Source organism: Mycobacterium sp., assembly GCF_049280035.1.
Lineage (GTDB): Bacteria > Actinomycetota > Actinomycetes > Mycobacteriales > Mycobacteriaceae > Mycobacterium.
This window is the reverse complement of record NZ_JBAPPI010000033.1, coordinates 1-3,462: the sequence shown is the minus strand read 5'-3', so window position 1 is coordinate 3,462 and position 3,462 is coordinate 1. Positions and strand designations below refer to the sequence as shown.

Annotated in this window: 3 protein-coding genes and 2 tRNA genes; 3 read left to right on the top strand and 2 right to left on the bottom strand. The window is 64.4% G+C overall.

What is annotated here, in order from left to right; genetic code table 11:
• The first annotated feature begins 162 nt into the window (after window positions 1–162).
• Both WAN71_RS01085 and WAN71_RS01080 read left to right on the top strand, forming a co-directional pair.
• A complete protein-coding gene (locus tag WAN71_RS01085) occupies window positions 163–1,008 on the top strand; it encodes an SDR family oxidoreductase (RefSeq protein ID WP_422223558.1) in 846 nt (281 codons plus the stop codon).
• Window positions 1,009–1,426: 418 nt separating this feature from the next.
• A tRNA-Thr gene (locus WAN71_RS01080) sits at window positions 1,427–1,502 on the top strand.
• A 265-nt stretch (window positions 1,503–1,767) separates the two neighbouring features.
• Here the strand turns inward: WAN71_RS01080 and WAN71_RS01075 are convergent.
• Window positions 1,768–1,843, bottom strand: a tRNA-OTHER gene (locus tag WAN71_RS01075).
• Window positions 1,844–1,872: 29 nt separating this feature from the next.
• A complete protein-coding gene (locus WAN71_RS01070) occupies window positions 1,873–2,601 on the bottom strand; it encodes a hypothetical protein (RefSeq protein ID WP_422223557.1) in 729 nt (242 codons plus the stop codon).
• A gap of 115 nt (window positions 2,602–2,716) precedes the next feature.
• On the opposite strand from WAN71_RS01070, the gene WAN71_RS01065 reads away from it, so the two are divergent.
• Window positions 2,717–3,436 (top strand): response regulator transcription factor, encoded by a 720-nt coding sequence (locus WAN71_RS01065; protein ID WP_422223556.1) that lies wholly within the window; start codon window positions 2,717–2,719, stop codon window positions 3,434–3,436.
• The last annotated feature ends 26 nt before the right edge of the window (window positions 3,437–3,462 follow it).

The following is a 3,462-nucleotide window of genomic DNA, read 5'->3' as shown; positions in this document are numbered from 1 at the left end:
GGTGCGTTGAGCGGTGTTTCGAACCTCACCTGAGGTGGTCAGAATGGAGCCGATGAGGGTGTCGATGAGGGGAATCGAACCCGCGCAGTCAGCTTGGGAAAGTCGATGTGGTAAGGCGGCTCGTGTTTCGGTTTGAATCCAGTGCGACAGGAGCAGAATCAGATGCCCGACAAACTCACGATACTGGTCACTGGGGCAAGCTCCGGCATCGGCAAAGCGGTCGCGATCGAGTTGGCCCATCGCGGCCATACTGTCTTCGCCGCGGCTCGACGGCGCGACGTCCTAGACGACCTCGCGACAACGTATTCGGGCGTCGTCGCAGCCCCGCTGGATGTGACAGACGAGGGCTCGATCGAGCGGGCGTGGTCGCTCATCGACATCGCTACCCAGGGCACGGGTGTCGACGTACTGGTGAATGCGGCAGGCTTCGCCTTAACCGGTCCGATCGAAACGCTTTCGATCCAAGAAGTGAAGCGGCAGTTCGATACCAATGTGTTCGGTCTGCTGGCGGTTACACACGCTGTCCTGCCCAGAATGCGCGCTCGCGCAGCTGGCCGCATCATCAACATCAGCTCGATCGTCGGGCGTACGACTTTTCCGGCGATGGGCGCCTACGGGGCAAGCAAATATGCGGTCGAGGCACTGTCTGACGCGTTGCGGATGGAACTTGCTCCGCTGGGCATCAAAGTGATGCTGATTGAACCGTCGTTTGTGGCTACCGACATCGCCGACGCCTCGAGCCGCGAGCGGGGCGATGCGCCGACAGCAAGGGCCGAGGGGTATGGCCCGTTGATCGAGAGCGCCGAGAAGTTCCTGGCCAAGCAGCGGAAGCAGGCGATGCCGGCGGCCACGCTGGCCCGCACGATCGCCGAGGCGTCGGAGACGCGGAGACCACGGACGCGTTACTTGGCACCCGTTCGGGCCAAGGGCCTCGTAGCGCTCTTGACGAGACTGCCGGACCGGCTCGCTGACGCCGCAAAGTGGCGGGCTATCACCGGCGCTGCCTAATCCATCGGCTTGGTCGAGCCCGGCGAAGTCCCGGACGATCACGCTTGTCAAAGTCGAAGCCGGCAGCGACATGTGCCGAGCTCGGAGGTGATCGCTTGCGACGCCCTCAAGGTCGCCGCGCAGACGAGTGCGTACCGACAACCTCTGGACCACGAAGGACCCATCGAACACGGTCGCGACGGTGGTTGGCTGACGAAACGCCAAGGTAGAAACTATTTTTCAGCGGAGCCTCTGTTAGTGGAGCCTCCTGTCAGGATTGAACTGACGACCGCTCGCTTACCAGGCGCTCCTTCCGCGACCTGCCGCCCGACCGGACGACACCGACAGCGTCGGCTCGCACCTCCGCCGCTCTAGTCGGCGCGCAGCTCCGACGGCATCACCCCGTCGTAGAATCGTCATGGCTCATCGAGCCGGCCCGGCCGCGTTAGCTCAGTTGGTAGAGCGTCGCCCTTGTAAGGCGAATGGCGAGAGTTCGAGTCTCTCACGCGGCTCCATTTCAGCGGCTCCATTCCTGTCGGCACTCAGGGATAGCGTCGTCTTATGTCAATGACCTGTCTCGGGTGCGGAGTCGATTTCACAGGCCGTCGGCTAAAGGTGTTCTGCACCAATGCATGCCAACAGTCACACCGCCGACGCTTGCTCTTGGAGGCCTGGCTCGACACCGGAGTCTGTGGTCGCACGTCGTACCAAGGCCACTACGTCCGGGACTACCTCTATGAGCAGCAGCGGTACGCCCACGGCCAGTCCTATTGACGCTCTAGCCGCCTGAGCATGCAACTAATGTTCGACCCGCCCGTTTACCAAGGCGAGTGCTCTACCACTGAGCTAAGGAGGCCGGTTTTAACCGGTAGTAAGCCTAACGGCTCACTCGTCGTGGTCGACGACGCGCTGAGAACGCACTGTCCGTGCCGACGAGCGGCGGGACGGACGGCGGCCGGGCAGCGGAATCCGGTCGGCAATGTTGCTGAGCGGGTTGACCACCATGGTGAGCGACATGACGGCGTCCTGCAGCGTGGCGATGGCCGGCTCCAGCGCTTCCATTCCCGGTGCCAGCCGGCTCAGGGTGTCGGCGACGTCGGCGAGCTGCTCGAGCGGCCCGTGACGGGCGGTGAGCTTGTCGATCAGCCCGCCCTCGGCCAGCAGCCGATCCGCCAGCCCGTCCTCGGCGAGCACCCGATCGATCAGCCCCTCGTCGGCGGTTAGCTGATCCACCAGGCCGCCGGGCTTCAGCGCCCGCTCCAGCCCGCCACCCTCGGCGGTCAGCCGGTCAAGCAGGCCGCCCGGTGATGTGAGCATGTCGACCACCCCACCCGGACGCAGCAGCCGATCGATCGGCCCGTCGGTAGCCAGGGCGCGCCCCAGCGGCGCGTCGTCGTCTAACAACCGGGCCAGCCGGTTGGCCCGGGTGACCGCGTCGTCGATGCCCAGCATGTGCACGACCGCATTCGACCCGACCGGCGCGCCCGCCTCACCCAATGTTCGATGCGCGAGGCCAAGCGCCGACGTCGCAATGCCGAGGCCCGCGTCGGCGGCCGCGAGTCCGACGCGCACGGGCGCGGTGGCGATGGCGGCCAGGCTTTTGCCGAGGTTCATTCCCCGAGTGTATTCGCGCCGGTCGCAGCCACCTGAGGCTGTCGGAAAACTAACTGACAGCAAGTCCACAGCCATTGGCCAGGCTGTCTTGAGCTAAGTGCGAGCAAATAGACAGATGGCATCGGCAATCGCAGCAGAAACCACTCCCGAGGCGCGGGTACTCGTCGTCGACGACGAAGACAACATCGTCGAACTTCTGTCGGTGAGCCTCAAGTTCCAGGGCTTCGAGGTGCACACTGCGACGACCGGATCGGCGGCGCTGGATTTGGCCCGCGACGTCAAGCCGGATGCGGTGATCCTCGATGTGATGATGCCCGGAATGGATGGCTTCGGGGTGCTGCGCCGGCTCCGCGCCGACGGCATCGACGCACCTGCGCTATTCCTCACCGCGCGCGACTCGTTGCAGGACAAGATCGCCGGGCTGACGCTTGGTGGCGACGACTATGTCACCAAGCCGTTCAGCCTGGAAGAGGTTGTCGCTCGGCTGCGAGTCATCTTGCGGCGCACTGGCAAAGGCGTCACCGAGCGTCGCAATGCCCGGCTGACATTCGCCGACATCGAACTCGACGAGGACACCCACGAGGTGTGGAAGGCCGGCGAGCCAGTGTCGCTGTCGCCCACGGAGTTCACGCTGCTGCGCTACTTCGTGATCAATGCCGGCACCGTGCTGAGCAAGCCGAAAATCCTGGACCACGTCTGGCGCTACGACTTCGGTGGTGACGTCAACGTCGTCGAGTCCTATGTGTCATATCTGCGCCGCAAGATCGACACCGGCGAGAAGCGCCTGCTGCACACCCTGCGCGGAGTGGGCTATGTGCTGCGCGAGCCGCGATAAGCATCGGCGCGGTTGCAGGGCGAATC